The 17555-nt window shown below is 70.1% G+C and carries 15 protein-coding genes; 10 read left to right on the forward strand and 5 right to left on the reverse strand.

Annotated features, from left to right (window positions below):
* The first annotated feature begins 6 nt into the window (after nt 1-6).
* Genes ABD235_RS08930 through ABD235_RS08940 form a run of 3 tightly spaced genes read left to right on the forward strand, consistent with a single transcriptional unit; the run spans nt 7 to nt 3297 of the window.
* The gene (locus tag ABD235_RS08930) at nt 7-1806 is read left to right on the forward strand and encodes an MFS transporter (protein WP_344171896.1); all 1800 of its coding nucleotides are present in this window, start codon (nt 7-9) and stop codon (nt 1804-1806) included.
* Between the two features lie 46 nt (nt 1807-1852).
* Nucleotides 1853-2788, forward strand: coding sequence for a ferredoxin family protein (locus ABD235_RS08935; protein ID WP_344171898.1), 936 nt, complete (start codon nt 1853-1855; stop codon nt 2786-2788).
* Nucleotides 2785-3297, forward strand: a complete 513-nt coding sequence (locus ABD235_RS08940; protein ID WP_344171900.1) for a beta-class carbonic anhydrase — start codon at nt 2785-2787, stop codon at nt 3295-3297. Before ABD235_RS08935 ends, ABD235_RS08940 begins: the two co-directional genes overlap by 4 nt.
* Here the strand turns inward: ABD235_RS08940 and ABD235_RS08945 are convergent.
* Nucleotides 3294-4055, reverse strand: a complete 762-nt coding sequence (locus ABD235_RS08945) for a carbonic anhydrase (RefSeq protein ID WP_344171902.1) — start codon at nt 4053-4055, stop codon at nt 3294-3296. The two genes, ABD235_RS08940 and ABD235_RS08945, sit on opposite strands and share 4 nt — an antisense overlap.
* 132 nt (nt 4056-4187) lie before the next feature.
* On the opposite strand from ABD235_RS08945, the gene ABD235_RS08950 reads away from it, so the two are divergent.
* Nucleotides 4188-5507, forward strand: coding sequence for a pyroglutamyl-peptidase I (locus ABD235_RS08950; protein WP_344171904.1), 1320 nt, complete (start codon nt 4188-4190; stop codon nt 5505-5507).
* Here ABD235_RS08950 and ABD235_RS08955 read toward each other — a convergent pair.
* Together ABD235_RS08955 and ABD235_RS08960 are read right to left on the reverse strand one after the other, a co-directional pair.
* Nucleotides 5500-6723 (reverse strand): GNAT family N-acetyltransferase, encoded by a 1224-nt coding sequence (locus tag ABD235_RS08955; RefSeq protein WP_344171906.1) that lies wholly within the window; start codon nt 6721-6723, stop codon nt 5500-5502. The two genes, ABD235_RS08950 and ABD235_RS08955, sit on opposite strands and share 8 nt — an antisense overlap.
* A 121-nt stretch (nt 6724-6844) precedes the next feature.
* Entirely contained in the window at nt 6845-8929 is a 2085-nt protein-coding gene (locus ABD235_RS08960; RefSeq protein WP_344171908.1) for a DNA gyrase/topoisomerase IV subunit B, read from the reverse strand.
* A gap of 469 nt (nt 8930-9398) precedes the next feature.
* Here ABD235_RS08960 and ABD235_RS08965 point away from each other — a divergent pair, with 469 nt between their 5' ends.
* The gene (locus tag ABD235_RS08965) at nt 9399-9641 is read left to right on the forward strand and encodes a DUF7455 domain-containing protein (protein ID WP_344171910.1); all 243 of its coding nucleotides are present in this window, start codon (nt 9399-9401) and stop codon (nt 9639-9641) included.
* A 118-nt stretch (nt 9642-9759) separates the two neighbouring features.
* Here ABD235_RS08965 and ABD235_RS08970 read toward each other — a convergent pair whose 3' ends face one another.
* On the reverse strand, nt 9760-11235 hold the full coding sequence (locus ABD235_RS08970; RefSeq protein ID WP_344171912.1) for an aminotransferase-like domain-containing protein: 1476 nt from the start codon (nt 11233-11235) through the stop codon (nt 9760-9762).
* A gap of 82 nt (nt 11236-11317) precedes the next feature.
* On the opposite strand from ABD235_RS08970, the gene ABD235_RS08975 reads away from it, so the two are divergent.
* Nucleotides 11318-11953 (forward strand): LysE family translocator, encoded by a 636-nt coding sequence (locus ABD235_RS08975; protein ID WP_344173695.1) that lies wholly within the window; start codon nt 11318-11320, stop codon nt 11951-11953.
* Here the strand turns inward: ABD235_RS08975 and ABD235_RS08980 are convergent.
* Entirely contained in the window at nt 11950-13941 is a 1992-nt protein-coding gene (locus ABD235_RS08980) for an amylo-alpha-1,6-glucosidase (RefSeq protein WP_344171914.1), read from the reverse strand. The genes ABD235_RS08975 and ABD235_RS08980 overlap by 4 nt on opposite strands.
* A gap of 42 nt (nt 13942-13983) precedes the next feature.
* On the opposite strand from ABD235_RS08980, the gene ABD235_RS08985 reads away from it, so the two are divergent.
* From ABD235_RS08985 to ABD235_RS09000, 4 genes are all read left to right on the forward strand, one after another.
* On the forward strand, nt 13984-14469 hold the full coding sequence (locus ABD235_RS08985; protein ID WP_344171916.1) for a DUF456 domain-containing protein: 486 nt from the start codon (nt 13984-13986) through the stop codon (nt 14467-14469).
* Between the two features lie 111 nt (nt 14470-14580).
* Nucleotides 14581-15129 (forward strand): hypothetical protein, encoded by a 549-nt coding sequence (locus ABD235_RS08990; protein ID WP_344171918.1) that lies wholly within the window; start codon nt 14581-14583, stop codon nt 15127-15129.
* Nucleotides 15130-15235: 106 nt separating this feature from the next.
* Nucleotides 15236-15937, forward strand: a complete 702-nt coding sequence (locus ABD235_RS08995; RefSeq protein WP_344171920.1) for a response regulator transcription factor — start codon at nt 15236-15238, stop codon at nt 15935-15937.
* The gene (locus ABD235_RS09000; protein ID WP_344171922.1) at nt 15937-17547 is read left to right on the forward strand and encodes a sensor histidine kinase; all 1611 of its coding nucleotides are present in this window, start codon (nt 15937-15939) and stop codon (nt 17545-17547) included. Before ABD235_RS08995 ends, ABD235_RS09000 begins: the two co-directional genes overlap by 1 nt.
* Nucleotides 17548-17555: the final 8 nt, after the last annotated feature.

Here is a 17555-nt window from a genome sequence, read left to right on the forward strand (position 1 = left end):
GCGGCGGTGGGAAGTGCTCGAACCAGACTGACTCTTGCCTCCATAGCTGTCGCCTTCGCGGCAGCTGACACCTATGTGGTCGTCCTTGCCCTCCCGGACATGATGTCCGGGGTCGGTCTGTCCGCGGACCAGCTCCAGCGTGCCGCGCCGATCATCTCCGGCTTCCTCCTCGGCTACATCGCGGTCCTGCCGCTGATCGGCCGGATCACCGACGTCGTCGGCCGGACACCGGTCCTGGTCGGCGCGCTCCTGCTGTTCGCCGTCGGCTCGCTGATCACCGCCGCGGCGTACGACCTCTCGCTCGTCGTCACCGGGCGCTTCCTGCAAGGCATCGGCGGTGGCGGCCTCGTTCCCGCGACCCTCGCGCTCGTCGCCGACCTCTGGCCACCCGCCAAGCGCGGGCTCCCGCTCGGTGTGGTCGGCGCGGTCCAGGAGCTCGGCTCGGTCCTCGGCCCACTGCTCGGCGCCGCCGTGCTGGCCGTCGCCGACTGGCGCTACATCTTCTGGCTCAACCTCGTCGTCGCGGTCGTGCTCGCTGTCCTCCTCCGCGGTCGCCAACGCCCACCGATTTCTTCCGCGGTCGGTCTCCTCGCCTGCGTCGCACTCGGCCTGACTCTCACCGCACCCGAGCGACTGGCGACGGGCATCACGCTCGGGCTTCCGTTCATCCCGTTCACCGGTGACTCCCGGCTGCTCACCCCGATCGGCGTCATCACCGCGATCCTCCTGATCGCCTGGCTGGCGCTGCTCCTGCACAAGACGAACCTGCGCGCGCTGGCCCAGATCGACCTCGTCGGCGCCCTTCTGCTCGCCCTCGCCCTGGCCGGCGTCGTACTGGCCTTCGCCACAGCCGATCCCGAACGCGAGGTCCTCTCCCCCGCCGGCCCCTGGCTCCTCGTCGCGGCAGCCGTCTTCGCGATCGCTTTCGCCGCCTGGCAACGCCACCTAGGGACACCCGGGCCGGCAGATGTCGCCTTCAGCCCCGAAACTGGCCCCGCCTCAGCGAGCACCGAGTCCACGCCGGGTGCCCTCCCGACGAGTGGTGAGCCCGGCCGCGACGTCGCGTCCACCGCCGACCGGCTCACACCGCCGCGGCGGGTTGCGATCATTCCGGCCGGACTCCTCCAGCACCCAGCCGCCTGGGGTTCGCTCCTGGTCAGCTTTCTCGTCGGCGCCGCGCTGATCGCGGCCCTCGTCGACATCCCCGTCTTCGCCCGTACGACGCAAGGCGGCGGCCAGCTCGCCGCCGCCCTCGTCCTGCTGCGCTTCCTGATCGCGCTCCCGCTCGGCGCGGTCGCCGGCGGCTGGCTCACCCGGCGCTACGGCCTGGGCCTGATCACCGCCGCCGGACTCGCCCTGGCCGGGCTGATGTTCGTCCTGATGGCCTTCTGGGGGCGCGACGCGCTCGACACCGTGCCCGCGACGCTCGTGCTGCTCGGTTGCGGGTTCGGCTTCGGACTCGCGCTGTCGCCGGTCAACACGGCCATGCTCGGCGCGACCCCGCAGGACAGCCACGGCCTGGTCAGCGCGCTGGTCGTCGTCGCCCGGATGGTCGGCATGCTCGTCGGCGTCTCGGCCCTGACCGCGATCGGACTGCGCCGGTACTACGCGCTCGCCGAGGACATCCCCTCCCCGAACGAGCTGTGCCCGGGCAGCCCCGGCACCTGCCGCCCGTTCGTCGACGCGCTGCGCGAGGCGGCGATCGCCCAGGTGCACACCATCTTCGCCGGGGCCGCGGTCTGCGCGTTCGCGGCCGCCGTACTGGCTGTCGTGCTGCTCGGGCGGCGCCGCGTTGTCCACGGGTGACGACCGTCATGGGGAACCCGGCGCGGCTCGCGTAACGTTGGGGGCTGTGAGTGCACCCTTACCCGGCCGGCCCGAGCTGTGCTCGACGTTCTGCCGGGACCTGAACGAGCCGATGCCCGGCACGGCCGTTGTGGCCGCCGGGTGGGTCGTCGTCGAACAGCCCGGCCCGTGGGGTGCCAAGGTCGCCACGCAGAGTCACCTGGACCCCGAGTTCGGGGCGCGGATCGACAAGTCGTGCAAGAAGGCGAACTTGCGGTTCGGCACGATCCGCCGGCCGGGCAAGCACGCCGACGCCGTACCGCTCCCGCACCAGGTGTACGTCGCCAGCACGGCGCCTGGCCGGTGCTGGCTGCTCGGCGGTCGCGTCGACGATCCGTTGGCGCTTGATGCGCTCGATCTGGACGCTGTTGCCCGCGGCGATGCCGACGCCGTACGGGCGTCGCTGCCCGAACTGTCGCCGATAGCTGAGCCCGTGTTGCTGGTCTGCACGAACGGCAAGCGCGACGAGTGCTGCGCGGTGCTGGGCCGGCCGCTGGTGGCCGGGCTGGCCGCACGGGTACCGGGCCGGGTGTGGGAGTCGTCGCACCTGAGTGGACACCGATTTTCCCCGACGGCGGCCGTGCTGCCGGCGGGGACGTTGCACGGCCAACTGACCGTGGAGTCCGCGGTCGCCGTGCTCGACGCCGCGGACCGCGGTGAAACCGTTGTGGAAACGCTGCGCGGACGGTCCACCTGGACCAAGCGCGGCCAAGTCGCCGAGATCGCCGTCCGCAGCCTCACTGGCGAGGTTGTCCTGGACGCGCTCGGCGTCGTCGCGGAAGAGCTGGACACCGTCACCGTCGCCCACACCGACGGCCGGACCTGGCAGGTCCAGGTGACCAGCGAACCCGCCGACCCTCCCCGCCCGGAATCCTGTGGAAAGGAGCCTTTCGCCATGTCGATCCTGCGTGCCGGCACCGTAGTTCCGGGTGGTACCCGATGAGCGCCGAGGGGCCGGTCCCCGGCTTCGAGGACCTGCTCGCGGCCAACGCCGACTATGCCAAGAACTTCTCGTACGGCGGCTTCGACGGCATCGCACACGCCGGCGTCGGCGTCGTCACCTGCATGGACTCCCGCATCCCGCCGCTGGAACTGCTCGGCCTCAAGCCCGGCGACGCCAAGGTCCTGCGCAGCGCCGGCGGCCGCGTCACCGAACTGACGATGACCGGCCTCGTCCTCGGCGTCCACCTGCTCGGCGTCCGCCGCATCATGGTCATCCCGCACACCCGCTGCGCGATGGCGTCGATGACCGAGGACCAGATGCGCGAGAAGGTCGAGAAGGCCTCCGGCCTCCCCGCGGCCTACCTCACCCTCAACGTCATCCCCGACCAGCTCGAGGCGCTCCGCCACGACGTAGCCGCCGTCCGCGAGCACCCCCTGATCGGCGAAGACGTCCTGGTCGGCGGCTTCATGTACGACGTCGACACCGGCCTCCTGACCCAGATCGTCTAGATCACGACGACCTTGCCGGTGTCCAGTGCGTAGTAGGCGCCGACCAGCTTCACCTTGCCGGACTTCTCCAGTGGGCCGAGGACCGGGGACTTCCGCAGTTCGGTGAGGACGTGCTGGACGTTGGCCTGGACGGCGTTCTCCAACCTGTCCCCCGGCTTTCCGGCGACCTGCCGGACGGCCGGGGACAGCGTGTCGACCAGATAGCCGATCTCGCCCGCGTGGTTGCCGGTGCGATGGCTGTCCACTGCCTTGATCGTCGCGTCGATCGCGCCGCAGCGCTGATGCCCGAGCACCATCAGCAGCGGCGTCTTCAACTCCGCGACCCCGAACTCCAGGCTCCCGGTCACCGAGTGGTCCAGCGCCTCGCCAGCACTCCGTACGACGACCAGATCACCGAGCCCCCGGTCGAAGACCAGCTCGATCGGGACCCGCGAGTCCACACACCCGATCACCGTCGCGAACGGCTGCTGACCCTTGCTCACGGCAACTCTCCGGTCCAGCCCCTCGTCGATCGCTTCGGTGCGGTTGGCAACAAACCGCGCGTTCCCCTCCAACAACCGCCGCAGCGCCTGATCACCAGTGGTGACAGGCGGTTCGACCGCGGCCGGCTGAGTCGACGGGCCGGTCGCGCCAGCGGCCGACGGCGTACCAGTGTCCTGGCATGAGCTCAGCACGACCACCCCCAATCCGGCGCCAACAGTGGCTCCGAACGCGTTGGACAGGAAGCGGCGACGAGATGGCGGAGGCGGATTGCTCACAGGGGTTCTCCTCACGGGCGGCGGAGCTGGGCGACCCCGCCTTCCGAAAGTAACGCATTGCATACTGTCTGCAATACCCACGACAGCCCACGAAGTCCGGCCGGTGCCGCCAGAACCTGATAGGAACTCCTTATGAGACTCCGCCCAAGCTCTCTTTCCCGATCCCTGGTGGTCGGCGCCCTGGCGCTCAGCACCGTCCTGACCGCGACGCCCGCACCTCCCGCGATCGCGGTCGCCCGGCCCAGCCAGCCGCTCGACCAGCACGCCTCCTGCTTCGACGCCGCCGTCACCGGCACGGTCGAGGAGCAGCGCCTCGACAACGGCGTCGCCAACGGCCCGTCGGTCCCCGCGCAGATCCTGGCCCGCTCGGGCTTCGACAAGCAGGTGAAGCTCTTCAGCCACCTCCTCTGCGCCGCCCCCAACAAGCTGGCCGCCCGCCTCGTCGTCCGCGCCCAGGCCGAAGCACTCTGGCGTACGGCGACGCACCGCGCCCAGCACGCGCAGACCGCGCCGGCTCTCCCCGCCACCGACGACCGCGGCCTCTACTGGGCCCGCATCTCGATGGCCCTCGCGCTGCGCCAGTGGCAGCCGTCGTTCGGACTCAGTACGGCGGACCGCGCCGAGCTGATCCGCAGCCTGGAGTACGCGTCCCGCGGCATCACGAGCACCCGGTTCTCCCCCGGCGTGCGGAAGATCCTGGTGACCGGGTTCGACCCGTTCACGCTCGACGCGGACATCCGGATCGGCAACCCGTCCGGCGCGAACGCGCTCTCCCTGGACGGGCAGCGCTGGCGCGTCGGCAGTACGACGTACGAGATCCAGACCGTCGTGTTCCCGGTCCGCTACACCGACTTCGACCAGAACATGGTCGAAGACGCGCTCGCCCCGCACTACCGCCGCGGACCGCAGCACGCGGACCTGGTGATGACCGCGAGCCAGGGCCGGGTCGGCATCTTCGACCTCGAGGTCTTCAACGGCCGCCGCCGTTCGGTCAGCTCGATCGGCGACAACAACAATCTCTGGGGCGGCGGCACGATCAACGCGCCCGTCGTCTCACCGAGCATGCCTGCCGGCCCCGAGTGGCTGACCACCAGCCTCCCGACCGCCCGGATGGCGCAGGCCGACGTCACGCCGTTCCGCACCCGGGTCAACACCTCGGTCCTCGAGATCCCCGCCGGCCAGACCCTCCCGGTCCGCCAGCCCCTCGGCCCGACCCCCGGCTCGATCGCGTCCGAAGGCGCCGGCGGCGGCTACTTGTCGAACGAGGTCGCCTACCGCAACACCCTCCAGCGCGACCTCCTCGACCCCCTGATGCCGGCCGGCCACCTGCACGTCCCGGTCCTCCAGTTCGACCTCGCCAACACGACCGAGATCACCGACCCGACGTACGAAGCCAACCGCGACGCCATCGTCCGCGGCGCCCACGCCGTACTGCGCCGGGCCCTCAGCTGAGGATCACGTCGAAGGCGGCCATCACCGAGTCCAGGTGGTGGTCGGCCTTCGGGCCGTCGTGGTGGTGGCCGACCTGGATCGTGCGCATCCCGGCGTTGATGCCGCCGAGGATGTCGTACGCCGGGTGGTCGCCGACCATCCAGCCGCCTTCGAGGCGGGCGCCGGTCTGCTCGGCGGCGAGCGCGAAGATGCGACGGTCGGGCTTGCGTACGCCGGCGCTCTCCGAGATGCACGCGTAGTCGACCGCCGCGCCGATGCCGGTGTGGTCGAGCTTCAGCTGCTGCTGGACGACCGTACCGTTGGTGATGACAGCAACCCGCCAGCCGGCTGCGCGTAGCCGAGCAATCCCGTCGAGCACCTCCGGCTCGACCGACGTGAACAGCGGATGCTCCCGGTCGTACTCTTCGACCAACTCCCGCACAGAACGCTCGACCCCGAAGGCCTTCACCCCAGCGAAGAGCTCTTCACGCGGCTTGAACCCACCCTCGTCCTCCGCCAGCAACCAGCTCAGCGCGTCCGCGCCCAGCCCTTCCTTCTCCACCCACCATTCAGCCCACGCCCGAAACGCGCCGTTGCGGTCGATCAAGGTGTTGTCCAGATCGAACGCCACCAACCGGGGCTGCCGCTCCCGCGCCTCGCCGGTCGACGCGTCAGCGTGAGACTGCCGCTTCACCCAGTCCGCCCGGCGGACCTCGTACTCGACCTCGCCGTACTCAGCCCCCGGCTCCTCGTGCGACGACGAGAACGCCCTGGCAAAGGTCATCCCCAGCGACACCATCGTCGCCCGCGACCCGACGTTCACCGTCAGTGTCTGCGCGAAGATCCGCTCCAGCCCCACCTCGTCGAACCCGTACCGCAGCAGCTCCCGCGACCCCTCACTCGCATACCCGCGCCCCCACCGCCCCCGCAGCAGCCGGTACCCGAGCTCAGCCTCCCCCTCCACCTCCGGCTGATCCGGCCCGTACGGCGGCCGCAAGATCCACCACCCCACGAACCCGTCCTCGTCGAACCCCACCCAGAACCCCAACCCCGGATTCCTCCGAGCATCCTCGAGCCGCCTCCCGTGCGCCGCCACGACTTCCTCCCGAGGCCGCGCCCGCCCACCCAGGTACCGCATCACCTCAGGATCGGAATCCAGCAGCACCTCGAACTCCAGATGCTCATCCCCCAACGGCACCAGCTCCAGCCGCCCCGTCCGCAAACCCGGTTGCTCCATCCCCCGATCCTCGCACCCACCCCACACCAACCTCAGCCCAATTACCCGCCCACGCTCTTTCGCCCTGAACAGCAGCGACCCCCGCAGCCTTCTCAGGTTGCGGGGGTCGGCGTACTGCGGCTCAGGCGTCGATGCGGGTCTCGTCCAGCTCGTACGCGCCCTGCACGATGAACTCCTTGCGCGGCGCCACGTCGTTGCCCATCAGCAAATCGAAGACGTTCGCGGCGGCTTCGCCGTCGTCGACGGTGATGCGGCGGAGGGTGCGGTGGCGGGGGTCCATGGTGGTTTCGGCCAGCTGGTCGGCGTCCATCTCACCGAGACCCTTGTAGCGCTGCGGGGGCTCTTTCCAGCGGACGCCCTTCTTCATCAGTTCGGCCGACTTCCGCTGGTACTCGGCGTCGCTGTAGGTGTACAGGTACTTGTCCTGCCCCTTCTTCGGGTTGGTCAACTCGAAGCGGTGCAGCGGCGGTACGGCGGTGTAGACGCGGCCGGCGTCGACCAGCGGGCGCATGTAGCGGAAGAACAGCGTGGCGAGCAGGCAGCGGATGTGGGCGCCGTCGGAGTCGGCGTCGGCCATGAAGATGATCTTGCCGTAGCGCGCCTGCTCCAGGTCGAACGTGCGGCCGGAGCCGGCGCCGACGACCTGGATGATCGACGCGCACTCGGCGTTCTTCAGCATGTCGCCGACCGACGCCTTCTGCACGTTCAGGATCTTGCCCCGGATCGGCAGCAGCGCCTGGAACTCCGAGCTGCGGGCGAGCTTCGCCGTACCGAGCGCCGAGTCACCCTCGACGATGAACAGCTCGGAGCGGTCCACGTCGTTGCTGCGGCAGTCGGCCAGCTTCGCGGGCAGCGCCGACGACTCCAGCGCGGTCTTGCGGCGCTGCAGCTCGCGGTGCTGGCGGGCCGCCACGCGCGTGCGGGACGCGGCGACGACCTTCTCCAGTACGGCGCGCGCCTGGGCCTTCGCCGTGCCCTTGGTCGAGGTGAGGAACGTCTCCAGCTCGGTCTGGACCACCTTCGCGACGATCCGCGACGCGGCCGGCGTACCGAGCACCTCCTTGGTCTGGCCGTCGAACTGCGGCTCGGCCAGCCGGACCGTGACCACGGAGGTGAGTCCCTCGAGCACGTCGTCCTTGATGATCTCCTCGCCGCTCTTCAGCAGCCGCGTCCCGGTCAGGACGCCGGTGAACGCCTTCGACAGCGCCCGCTCGAAGCCGGCCACGTGCGTGCCGCCCTTGGGCGTGGAGACGATGTTCACGAACGAGCGGACCTCGGTCTCGTACCCGTCGCCCCAGCGGACCGCGATGTCGACGTCCAGGTCGCGCTCGACGTCGGTCGGGGTCATGTGCCCGGCGTCGTCGAGCATCGGCACGGTCTCGGTGAAGTGGCCGGTCCCGGTCAGCCGGACGACCTCGGTGACCGGCTGGTCGGTGGCCAGGAACTCGCAGAACTCCGAGATCCCGCCGTCGTGCTTGAACGACTCCTCGGTCGGCTCGTCACCGCGCTCGTCGCGGATCACCAGCTCCAGGCCGGGGACCAGGAACGACGTCTGCCGCGCCCGGGTGACCAGCTCGTCGTAGTTGAACGTCGCGTCCTTGGTGAAGACCTGACGGTCGGCCCAGTACCGGATCCGGGTCCCGGTGACACCCTTCTTCGCGCGGCCGGCCTTGCGCAGACCGACCGCCGGGGTGAAGGGCGCCGAAGCGCCGTCGCCGTCGAACTCGCCGGCCACCCCGCGCCGGAACGACGTGGTCCAGACCGTGCCACCACGGTCCACCTCGACGTCCAGGCGCGCGGACAGCGCGTTCACGACCGAGGCGCCGACGCCGTGCAGACCACCGGAGGCGTTGTACGAGCCGCCGCCGAACTTGCCGCCGGCGTGCAGCTTGGTGAAGACCACCTCGACGCCGCTCAGCTTGGTCTTCGGCTCGATGTCGACCGGGATGCCGCGGGCCTTGTCGCGCACCTCGACCGAACCGTCCTGGTGCAGGATCACGTCGATCCGGTCGCCGTGACCGGCCAGGGCCTCGTCGACGGCGTTGTCGATGATCTCCCACAGGCAGTGCATCAGGCCGCGGCTGTCGGTCGAGCCGATGTACATGCCCGGGCGCTTCCGGACCGCCTCCAGCCCCTCGAGCACGAGCAGGTTGCGGGCGTTGTACGTCGGGTCGAGCTCGGTACTGCGAGGCGTCGGGGCGGCCACAGGGCTCCTTCACTGGTTCACAAGCAGACATCCGTACGACGACTCGGCCGCCGTACGAGTGACAGCCTACGAGGCCCCACCCCCAAAACCCGGCAGGAGGTGGCCGTGGCCGATTTGGGTTGCCCGGCATCATGGCGGGGTACCGATCCAGCACAACGTGAGCAACAACAGCATCGACAGGGAATCCAGCCAGAACAGTTGTTTCGGAAGATATCGATCCGGACTCGATCACTGGGAAATTCCGACACTCCGGATGTGAACGCGCAGTGAGCATCCCGTGGCGCACAGTGAAAGAGGACACGCCCGACACCCGCCGGAAACAACAGATCGACCGAATCCGAAACGATTCCCCGTCAATATGCGTCATAAGGGAACAGGTGGTTCGTCTCACATTCGGACACGCTGCACCTACCGGGAAGCGATCCGCATGTCAGGATGTTGCTATCTGGTGAGTACGGAACTAGATGAGATGAGGCCTCAAGTGACTACAGCACTCGCCCCGAGTTCGACCCTGTCGGCTGCGGACCGTTGTGACCGCTGCGGCGCGCAGGCCTACGTCCGTGTCACCCTGACCAGCGGTGGGGAGCTTCTGTTCTGCGCCCACCACGGCCGGGAGCACTCGGAGAAGCTGCGCGACATCGCTATCACCATCCACGACGAGACCGGTCGGCTGGACGCCACCCCGGTCGCGGCCGTGGAAGAGGAGCGGTAACCCCAGGCCTCGTAGGCGCCAACGACGGCGCAGACCCCCAACGAACTTAGCGATGGCGGTCACCCGGACAGGGTGGCCGCCATCAGTCCTGTTCGGCGACGGTCGGCTGTTGCCTTGGTCACACCATCGGTACGCCGGGCTCCGGCCCGTGCCGGCGGAACTCCTGCCAAGCGCCCGCCAGCCGATTCACTGCGTCGATCAGCACTTCCGGCGCGTACGCGAACGGCAGCCGCAGATAGTTGTCGTGGTCACCGGTCGGATCCATCGCGTGCCCCGCAACGACCTCGACGCCGTGCCGCAGCGCGATCTGCGCGAACACCCGCGCGTCCGTGTCCGGCAAGCGCACCCACAACGCCGATCCCCCGGCCGGCTCCTCCCACTCCCACTCGGGCAGCCGATCGCGCAGCAGTTCGCCGATGTGCGCGCGGCGTCCGGTGGCCAGCCGCGCCCGTTCGGCCGTCACCTCAGCGAGTCGCGGCAACAATCGCGCCGTGAGGGCCTGGTCGATCACCGGACTGCCGAGATCGGCCAGCGCCTTGTGGCGCGCGAGCCGGTCGGCCAACGGCCGCGGCGCACGGATCCAGCCGATGCGTAATCCGCCCCAGACCGCTTTCGACACCGACCCGATCGTGAGCACTTCCGCATGACCTGGCGCGAACGCGGCCAGCGGCGGAGGAATTTCCGGTCCGGCCGGATCGCCGGCGGAATAGGCGTTGTCCTCGACCACCACCACGCCGTACCTCCCGGCGATTTCCGCGACCTGGCGACGGCGGGCCGGTGACATCAGCCGGCCGGTCGGATTGTGGAACGTCGGCATCACGAACAGCATCGCCGGCTGGTGCTTCTTGAGCGCGGCCGGCAGCAGGTCGGGGCGGATCCCGGCATCGTCCAGCGGTACGCCGACCACGCGGCCGCCCGCTGCGCCGAACAGGTCGAAACAGCCGGGCCAGCTCGGCTGCTCGATCACGACCGCGGCGCCGGTCCGCAGGTACATCTGCGTGACCAGCGCGATCGCCTGGTGCGCGCCGCTGGTGACGACGATCTCGTCCGGGCTGGTCGGCAGGCCGGACTGCTCGAAGTGCTCGGCGATCCGTTCCCGCAGCGGCTCGATGCCGCGGGGGTGGTAGCCGACGTCCTGCAGCAGCGTGGGCAGGTCGGTGCGGGCCAGGTCCTCTACCTCGGCGGCGAGGTCGGGGATGCCGGGATCGACGGCGTACGTCATCGAGATCACGTCACCCGGGCCGACCGTGATCCGGTGGAACAGCGACTCGCCGTACCCGAGCGGCATCCGTTTGTCGGCGGTCGACCGGCCACGGCTCGCGGACCGGGCGACCGTCGTACCGCTGCCGCGCCGGCTCTCGACGAGTCCGCGGGCGCGCAACTCGTCGTACGCCGCGACGACCGTGCTGCGGCTGACCGCGAGCGCCTCGGCGAGCCGGCGCTCGGCCGGCAGCTTGGCGCCGACCGGGAGCTCGGTCGAGCCCATCAGCGCGGCCAGCGCGTCAGCCAGGCGGCGGTACAGGCCGCCGGTGCGGCCGGTCAGCCGGCGCCCGATCAGGTCGGCCAGGACGGCGGGATCTCCGGAACGGTCCACTTCTCCTCGGATTGGCTCGGGTGGACTGGGCGTCGAGCCGACAGGCTAGTCGCGGAAGCAGTCCAGTTGAAGAGTGAGGACGATGATGGGGATCGGGCAGCTGCTCGGGTTCGCCGGCGCGACAGTGGTGCTGGTCGGGATGCCGGGGCCGAACAACATCTACATCTCGCTGCGCAGCCTGACCCAGGGCCGGCGGGCGGGCGTGGTGTCGGCGTTCGCGATCGAGACTGGGTCGGTGGTCTACATCCTGGTCACCGCGCTCGGGCTGGTCGCCGTACTGGACGCTTCGCCGGAGCTGTTCACGGTGATCTCGCTGGCGGGTGCGGCGTACTTGGCGTACCTCGGGGTGAAGACACTGCGGTCCTCGGGGAGCTCGTCCGGCCTCGGGTCGCTGCGGGCAGAACCGCTGGGGCGGGTCTTTCGCGCGGGCGTGCTGGTCAACCTGCTGAACCCGAAGGCGGCGTTGTTCTTCCTTGCCTTCCTCCCCCAGTTCACGACACGCGACGCCGGTCCCGGCCAGGTGCGGACGGAGATGCTGCTGCTCGGTCTGGCCGTCCTCGTGATCGGGCTGGCGCTCGACCTCGGTTACGCCGTCGGGGCGGACGCGATCGGCCGGCGCTTCCGCTCGCCCCGCAGCACCACGATCCAGCGCTACCTGGCGGGCGGAAGCTACCTCGCCGTCTCCGTCGTCGCGGCCCTGACCGCACTGAACCTCTAGCTCAAGGTGAGACTTCCATGTGTGTACTCGACAGTGAGAGTTCGCTCGCCAACTCGCACGCCGTGAAGGCGCAAGGACTGCCAAGGGAAGTCGCTTGCGGGTGTGATGTCGAGCGTGCCGGCCGGGACGTTGGGCTCGATACCCAGCGCCGCCACGATCACCGCAACCGCCGAAGCTGCAGCCCAGGCCTGCGGCCGGCAGGACAGCGGGTACGGCGTGGGGCTGCTTTCCTCGGCCGCCCCCGCTCCCCCGTACAACTCAGGTAGCCGATAGCCGAACGACTCGGCCGCCGTCAGCAGACCGCGCGTGTACGTCGTCGCGACAGCAGAGCGACCGGCGGCGTACAGGCCCTGGACGGCCATCGCGGTGTCGTGCGGCCAGACGCTGCCGGTGTGGTAGCCGAGCGGGTTGAAGCCGGTCATCTCGGTCGTCAACGTGCGGAGCCCGAAGCCGGAGTCCAGCTGCTGGTCGCCGAGCAGGGCGGCGACAGTTGCTTCCTCGTCAGCGTCGAGCAGGCCGGTGCCAAGCAGGTGGCCCATGTTGGACGCCGGACCGGCGACCGGGCGCTTGGCGCCGTCGAGCGCGATCGCCGGATAGCCGTCGACCCAGAACTTCTCCCGGAACCTGGTCTTCAGCTCGGCCGCCCAAGCCCGCCACTCGTCGGCACCACTCATGTCACCCGCGAAAGCCTCCAGCAGCTCGGCACCCGCAATCGCCGCGGCGTACGCGTACCCCTGGACCTCGCACAGCGCGATCGGCGCGCCGGCGATCGTGCCGTCAGGCCACTGGACCGAATCGCTGGAGTCCTTCCACCCCTGGTTGGCCAAGCCGTGCCCGGACTCGTCGATGTACTCGAAGAACCCGTCGCCGTCAGGATCGGCGTACTCGCGCATCCAGGCGAGCGCGCGCTGCAGGTTCGGCAGCAGCCCGCGCACCTCGTCGGCGGGCATGCCCCAGCGCCACGCCTTGTGCAGGGTGGTGATCCAGAGCTGGGTCGCGTCGTGCGTTCCGTAGTACGCCGCCGGCAGGACCAGGCCGGCGCCGTGGTCGGCGACCTCGGCCCGCAGTTCGTGCGGGATCTTGCCGGGCTGCTCGGCCGCGTCGGGGTCCACCTTGGTGCCCTGCCGCGCCGCCAGCGCGCGCAAGGTGCCCGCGGCAAGCTCCGGGTCGACCGGGATCAGCATGCTCGAGGAGATCAAGGAGTCGCGCCCGAAGAGTGTCAGGTACCAGGGCGGTCCGGCGCCGAGGTAGCGGTCGCTCTCGGCCCCGAGCTGGAGCGCGGCAAGGTCGTCCAGGGAGCGGCGGAGCCAGCGTTCCACCCGGGTGTCCGAGCAGGAGAGCGCGATCTCGTCGTACGCCGGACGCTGGGACGGCGGCTTGATCTCGAAGCCGGTCGCCGCCGGGAACTCGGCGCTGAGCCGGAGCGTGATCGTCGACTCGTCACCGGGCTTGAGTTGCAGCTGCCACTGCAACGCGTCACCGCTGAGAACGGGCTCGAGATCGGCGAGAGCGCTCACCCGCGTTCCGGCCTTCTCCCAGGACAACCCGCCGGCATCGACCACGGCGGTCAGCGCGGGAAGGTCAGCGGCAGCCTCGCTCCGTACCTCGGCGGTCCCGGCGAGATCGGTGCCGAGAGCAACCTTCAACGTGCAGTCGACGGTCTGGTGCGCGTTGTTGATCAGTGTCAGACGCTCCGTCAGACCATCACCACCGACCGTCCGCGTCCGCCGCAACCGCACCGTCGGATCGTGCCCGGCGTCGCCCAGCCCCTCGACGACAGCGCTGAAGACGGTCACCCCACCACCGGGCTCGTCGACGTGCACCGCGAGCGGTTCCTTCCCGTCGACGGTCACCACCATCCGGGACAGGACCCGGCGGTCGCGGGCGTAGACGCCTTCGGCGCCGGTGCCGGTGAGTTGGCCGGAACGCGGCGAGAGCACCACCCAGGGTGCGGCGAGTGTGGTGACGAGTTCGTGGAGTGCAGCCATGCGTCCACACTAAGCCGAGCGTTTTACGGCACAGTGGTGGGCGTGAACTCCGTTGCGACGTTCCTGGTCGGCGTGGCGATCTTCGTCGGCATCATCGGCATCGTGGTCCCGGTGCTGCCCGGGGCGCTGCTCAGCCTCGCCGCGATCCTGATCTGGGCGCTGGAGGAGCAGAGCCCAACAGGCTGGCTCGTGCTGGCCGCGGCCGTGGTCCTGATCGGTGCCAGCCAGGTGGTCAAGTACATCGTCCCGGAGCGCCGGCTCCGCGAGTCCGGCGTCCCACGACGGTCGATGTTCGTCGGCGTGCTGCTCGGGATCGTCGGGTTCTTCGTGATCCCGGTGGTCGGCATGTTCGTCGGGTTCCCGCTCGGCGTGTACCTGTCCGAGCGGCAGCGCCTCGGCACCCACCCGTCCGCGTGGACCTCGACCAAGCACGCGCTGCGCGCGACCGGTCTGTCGATCCTGATCGAGTTCGTCGGTACGGCGCTCGCCGCGGCCGTCTGGCTGGTCGCCGTCCTGTTCCTGGTCTGACTGCCAGGGTTTTGCCAGGCAGGCGGCAGGCTCGTCTCAGGTCGGCGTCGCAGGCTGGGACGACCAGTACCAGGTGAGGGCCTGGTACGTCGTACCGGGAGGCAGTTGCAGATGGCGTCGTTCGAGAAACTCTCCGACAAACCGTGGCGGATCGTCGGCACCGTCGCGGCGGTGGTCGTCACCACGGCCGCCGGTGGAGTCGCCTGGGCCACCACCAACGCCGACCCGTCCCCGTCTCCGTCGACCAACCCGTCGGCCTCGCCCTCGGCACCCGCCGACCCGGCCAAGCCGGGCGGTCCCGGCGGGTTGGGCCGGCACGGCGAGTTCGGGCTCGGGATGGGCGCGTTGCACGGCGAGTTCGTGGTGGAGAAGGACGGCGGCGGCTACCAGACCGTCGCCACCCAGCGCGGTGAGGTCACCGCGGTCAGCAAGGACAAGCTCACGGTCAAGAGCGCCGACGGCTACAGCCGCGAGTACACGCTGACCGAGGACACCTTGGTGAACGCGGCCCGCGACGGCATCGACGACGTGAAGACCGGCAACCAGGTCACCGTGTCGGCGGTCGTCGCGAACAACGTCGCCACCGCCACGACGGTCAACGACGGGACCACCCGTGACGCGGCCCGCGACAAGTGGGGCTTCAAGCGCGGTCCCCGCTGACCCGTCCCGCGGCTCCCCGGCGACACGCCGGGGAGCCAGGCGGACTCACAGCCGATTGCCAGGAAGCTTCCAGCCTCCGCACGGGTGCCGGGGGCAGACTGAACCCATGAGCCCGCATCTTCTGGTGGTCGACGACGAGCCCAACATCGTCGAGCTGCTGTCGGCGAGTCTGCGGTTCGCCGGGTACGACGTGACCACGGCGACCCACGGCGCCGAGGCGCTGAAGAAGGCCCGCGAGGTGGAGCCCGACCTCGTCGTACTCGACGTGATGATGCCCGGGCTCGACGGCTTCGAGGTGGTCCGGCGGCTGCGCGGCGAGGACCGGCACGTCCCGGTCCTCTTCCTCACCGCCCGGGACGCGGTCGAGGACAAGGTGCTCGGCCTGCACACCGGTGGCGACGACTACGTGACCAAGCCGTTCAGCCTCGACGAGCTGGTCGCGCGGGTGCGCGCTCTCCTGCGCAGGTCCGGGCACCGCGAGCAGGCCGCGACCGAGCCCGCGATCCTCAAGTACGCCGACCTCGAGCTCAACGAGGACAGCTACGAGGTGTTCAAGGCGGGCGAGGCGGTGCAGCTGTCGCTGACCGAGTTCAAGCTGCTGCGGTGCCTGCTGGAGAACGCCGAGCGGGTGATGTCGAAGGGCCAGATCCTCTCCGCCGTCTGGAACTACGACTTCGCCGGTGACGCCGGCGTGGTCGAGTCGTACATGTCGTACCTGCGCCGCAAGGTCGACACCGGCGACCAGAAGCTCCTGCACACCGTCCGCGGCGTAGGCTACGTCCTCCGTACGCCGAGAGTCCCGAACTGATGGTCGGCCTGACCGCCTGGCGTGGCCACCGGCGCCTGACCGAGCGCTACCCGCTGCGCGTCACGATCGTCCTGGTCCTGCTCACGCTGGTCACCGCGGCGCTGCTGGCGTCGGGGCTGGTCGCGACCACGATCATGCGCGGCTACCTGATCGACCGTGTCGACACGCAGCTGGCCGACGCCTCACGTCAGATCGTCAACCGGCCCGCGCCGCGGCCGTTCGAGGGACGTCTCGGGCCGCCCCGACTGCCGAGCGCGTTCGTCGTCCAGGAGTTTCTCCCCGACGGGACCGAGACCAAGGACGGCCCGATCCGCGAGCCGCTGCGCGAGGGCGAGGGACAGCCCGCCCTGCCGACGCTCACCCTGGCCCAGGTCGTTGCCAAGGGCAATCACGCGTTCAACACCGAGGCGAAGACCGGTGGTGAGACCTGGCGGGTGCTGGCCGTGCCGCTGAAGTCGGGCGACGGCTACCTGATGATCGGCCAGAGCCTCAGCGACATGGACCACACGATCGAGCAGCTCGTCGGCGTGCAGATCGCGGCCGGCGTCATCCTGCTCGTGCTGCTCGCGGGCGTCGGCACGTACGTCGTACGGCGAAGTTTGCGCGGGCTCGAGGACGTCGAGCACACCGCGGTCGCGATCGCCGGCGGCGACCTCAGCCGGCGCGTTCCGCAGCGCGATCCGAGGACCGAGGTCGGGCGGTTGTCGCTCGCGCTGAACCAGATGCTCGGGCAGATCGAGACCGCCTTCGCGCAGCGCACGGCCAGCGAGTTCGCGGCCCGGCGCTCGGAGGAGTCCGCACGTCGCTCGGCCGAGCTCGCCCGACAGTCGGAAGAGACCGCCCGTCGGTCCGAGGAGGCCGCGAAGCAGTCGGAGGAGATCGCGCGCCAGTCGGAGGAGGACGCCCGGCGCTCCGAGGAGCACGCGCGGCAGTCCGAGGACCGGATGCGGCGGTTCGTCGCGGACGCGAGTCACGAGCTGCGGACGCCACTGACGTCGATCCGCGGGTTCGCCGAGCTGACCCGGCAGCGCGGCGGCGCGATGGAGCCGGCCACGATGAAGCGGATCGAGGACGAGGCGAAGCGGATGGGTCTGCTCGTCGACGACCTGCTGCTGCTCGCCCGGCTCGACCAGCAGCGGCCGCTGCAGTACCAGGCCGTCGACCTGCTTACGCTCGCGGGCGACGCCGTGCACGACGTCGAAGCGGTGCAGCCGGAACGCGCGATCAGCCTGCGCATCCTCCCGAACTCCGGCGCCCCGGTGGTCCAGGGCGACGAAGCACGGCTGCGACAGGTCCTCGGCAACCTGGTGAGCAACGCGCTGCACCACACGCCGATCGAGGCGCCGGTCACGGTCTCGGTCGGAACGCGCGACGGGCGCGCCGTACTGGAGGTCGCCGACACCGGGCAGGGCCTGAGCGACGAGCAGAAGGCGCGAGTGTTCGAGCGCTTCTACCGCGCGGACTCGGCGCGGACAAGAGTCACCGGCGGCTCCGGCCTCGGGCTCTCCATCGTCGCCGCCCTCGTCGCCGCGCACCGAGGCGAGGTCACGGTGACCGACACGCCAGGTGGCGGCGCGACGTTCACCGTCACCCTTCCGCTGATCGACTAGGGCGCGGG

Origin of the sequence: Kribbella lupini (genome assembly GCF_039529595.1) — a bacterium.
Taxonomy (GTDB): domain Bacteria; phylum Actinomycetota; class Actinomycetes; order Propionibacteriales; family Kribbellaceae; genus Kribbella; species Kribbella lupini.

What these genes read in the sequence shown, in the direction of transcription:
- ABD235_RS08965 (WP_344171910.1), top strand. Translation starts at nt 9,399, where the DNA reads ATGAGGCCTCAAGTGACTACAGCACTCGCCCCGAGTTCGACCCTGTCG.
- ABD235_RS08940 (WP_344171900.1), top strand. Translation starts at nt 2,785, where the DNA reads ATGAGCGCCGAGGGGCCGGTCCCCGGCTTCGAGGACCTGCTCGCGGCC.
- ABD235_RS08995 (WP_344171920.1), top strand. Translation starts at nt 15,236, where the DNA reads ATGAGCCCGCATCTTCTGGTGGTCGACGACGAGCCCAACATCGTCGAG.
- ABD235_RS08950 (WP_344171904.1), top strand. Translation starts at nt 4,188, where the DNA reads ATGAGACTCCGCCCAAGCTCTCTTTCCCGATCCCTGGTGGTCGGCGCC.
- ABD235_RS08990 (WP_344171918.1), top strand. Translation starts at nt 14,581, where the DNA reads ATGGCGTCGTTCGAGAAACTCTCCGACAAACCGTGGCGGATCGTCGGC.
- ABD235_RS09000 (WP_344171922.1), top strand. Translation starts at nt 15,937, where the DNA reads ATGGTCGGCCTGACCGCCTGGCGTGGCCACCGGCGCCTGACCGAGCGC.
- ABD235_RS08955 (WP_344171906.1), bottom strand. Translation starts at nt 6,723, where the DNA reads ATGGAGCAACCGGGTTTGCGGACGGGGCGGCTGGAGCTGGTGCCGTTG.
- ABD235_RS08980 (WP_344171914.1), bottom strand. Translation starts at nt 13,941, where the DNA reads ATGGCTGCACTCCACGAACTCGTCACCACACTCGCCGCACCCTGGGTG.
- ABD235_RS08975 (WP_344173695.1), top strand. Translation starts at nt 11,318, where the DNA reads ATGATGGGGATCGGGCAGCTGCTCGGGTTCGCCGGCGCGACAGTGGTG.